We start from the raw sequence: 2,491 nt of genomic DNA on the forward strand, positions 1-2,491 counted from the left end.
GGCGTTCCAGATAGGCGAGCCCGCCCCAGCCGATCACCCCGCTCGCGAGGGCCGACGGCAGTCCGCCGCCCTGCAGCCGCAGACAGGCGGCGGCCTCCGCGCACTGCACGCAGGTGGCGAGGTGGCGCGAGAGGTCCTCGGGTGTGTCGGCGGACGGTGACCGGGTGACCGCGTCCAGCAGCCGGGCGTAGCTGCGGCACTCCGCGGCCATCGGTGTGTCGAGGTGGCTGCGGTGGCAGCGGTCCCTGAACAGGCCGCGTACCTGGGCGAGTTCACCGGAGATCATCGCCGGGTCGAGGCCGAGTCGGCGGGCCACGACGGTCAGCGGCAGCGCCTCGACCTCGGCCAGCCACAGCAGTGCGGCGTCCGGTTCCTGCAGATCCCGCAGACCGCGCAGGGCGATCGGGCGCTGCAGCGGCATGCCGTGGTAGCGGGCCGCCTTCTCCGAGTTGAGCCACAGCCGCAGGTCCGGGTCGAGCCGGTGCCCCTGTCCGGCGAACTCCCACGCCGCCGCCGTGGTCCGCACGGCGGTCAGCAGCAGCGGTATCACCGGCAGGACGCGACGGGCCGGACCGCGCATCGGCCCGGACCCGGCGGAACGGGCCTCCTGGATGCCCAGCGCGAAGGCCTCACTGGCCAGCTCGGTGGCCGAGGCGGCGCCGGACGTGCACAGGTCGGCGTAGGACAGCACGGCATCCCAGCACTCGGTGAACAGCGCGGCCTCAGCGGCGTCCTGAGGAGTCGGCAGGTCGGGCATGGGTCTCCTGCATCCACGAATGACGGCCAACTAGCTCTGACATTAAGCGAGTTGGAGGGGGGCTGCCTCGTGACAGGGCCAGAGCCTTTCACGCGTCCCACACAACTGACAAGCCGGGTATTCAATTACGGTAACCGTCAGTCGCCTCTGTGCAGTTGTACGTGTCCGAGCCTCTCCCGACTCACCGGTCTCAGGAGTTGTCCACACCGTTACCTTACAAAGGCGCGGGCTCCTCGGCGGGGAGGCTGTCCATGAAGGAGCTGACGGAGAAGACCGCGCGGCCGGGGCCGGGTTGGCCGTATCCGGGCGGGGACTTGAGCCCGAAGTCCTCCATCGTGGAGCGGTAGGCCTCAAGCAGCCGGATGTGGTACTCCAGCGGCGCGCCCTGCGGGTTGGCCTTGCCGAGCGGGGTGGTCGGTTCGGGGCACCAGGTGGTGAAGCGGGGCGTGATGCCCTGCGACATGAAGAAGCGCAGCCCCTCGGTCGTGGACGCGATCGCCTCGTCGACGGTCTTGAAACCGAACGGCTCCGCCATCTCCACACCGGCGACGAAGTTGGGGATCACGTTGCGCGCGCCGAAGATCTCCGCCGAGTCGAGGATGCGCTTGTGCCACTCCGCACGGCCGACGTACCGCTCCTTGCCCGGGCAGTGCAGCTTGAACAGATACTCGTCCCACACCTCGTAGTTGGGGTGGTAGATCTGCACGCCGTAGTCCTTGAAGCGCTGCACGTCGTCCTTCGGCAGCGCCTGGGCGACGACCTTGCCGATCCAGCGGCCCGGGAAGCGCTCCTCGATGGCCTTTGCGTAGTGGCCGTAGAAGTCGGCCTCGTCGCGCCCGGCGACCGTCTTGGTGATCGCGCCGCCGGTGAGGGTGTAGGCGGTGGACACCTTCGCGGTGTCGTAGCGGTCGATGATCTCCAGGGCTTCGAGGACCTCCTCGACGTCCTTGACTCCGGTATACGGTCGACCGGCGGCCTTGTGCTGGCGCCAGTTGTGGTTGATGTCGCAGTACTGGCACTCCTCCTTGGCGCCGAAGTACTGGCAGACCCGGAAGACGGTCAGGTAGATCAGGTAGCCCCACTGGATGGTCGGGGCCACCTCCATGACGGACTTCCCGTTGGCGAGCTTGTGCCGGTAGTACTCCGGCATCGGCGGCACACCGACGTCCGCGATCCGCTTGCCGTCGAGGTAGAGCCCGAGCACGCCGTCGTCGTCGGAGGCGACGCGGTACGGCGATGCGGGGTTCACCCGCACGGAGACGACGGTCCGCCTCAGGTCGTACGGGCCGCCGGTGAGGATGATCTCCTCGGGCGGGCGCCTGAGCGCGGCCTCGCCGAGCTCGGGCAGGGTGCCGTGGTCGAAGGAGAAGATGAAGTACGACTTCGGCTTGACCTCGCCGTTCTCGTTGTCGCTCAGCGCGGACGGGTCGAAGGCGACACCCCCGCGCAGCAGGTCCTCCTTGAAGACGGCTTCCCGCGGCACATGCGGAAAGCGCTCCATCAGATCCTCGACCAGTGCGGTGCGGCTGCCCATCCCGTATCTCCTCCCGGCTCGTGCGCCCTGCTCAGACGTACGACTCCTCACGGTATGCCTCCGGCGGTTGGGCGGGGGAGCGGGGGGTCGGTGTGGTGCAGTTCGGGTGGGTTTGGCTGGGCGGACGGGACGGGGGTGGGGGCTCGGGTTGCTTGCGGGGTGCGGGGGCGTTGTGGCTGGGACGGACGGGACGGGGGTGG

The 2,491-nt window shown here is 69.0% G+C and carries 1 protein-coding gene and 1 pseudogene; both read right to left on the reverse strand.

Translation table 11 applies throughout. The features are described from left to right. Positions 1-757 (reverse strand): annotated as a pseudogene (locus R6V09_RS50820) (cellulose-binding protein); the annotation flags it as partial. A gap of 214 nt (positions 758-971) precedes the next feature. After that, positions 972-2,291, reverse strand: coding sequence for a radical SAM protein (locus tag R6V09_RS50825; protein WP_317888200.1), 1,320 nt, complete (start codon positions 2,289-2,291; stop codon positions 972-974). Positions 2,292-2,491 lie beyond the last annotated feature (200 nt).

It is taken from the genome of Streptomyces sp. W16, assembly GCF_033194735.1.
Lineage (GTDB): Bacteria > Actinomycetota > Actinomycetes > Streptomycetales > Streptomycetaceae > Streptomyces.

Coding starts and splice junctions, on each gene's coding strand:
- R6V09_RS50825 (WP_317888200.1), bottom strand. CDS start 2,291: ATGGGCAGCCGCACCGCACTGGTCGAGGATCTGATGGAGCGCTTTCCG.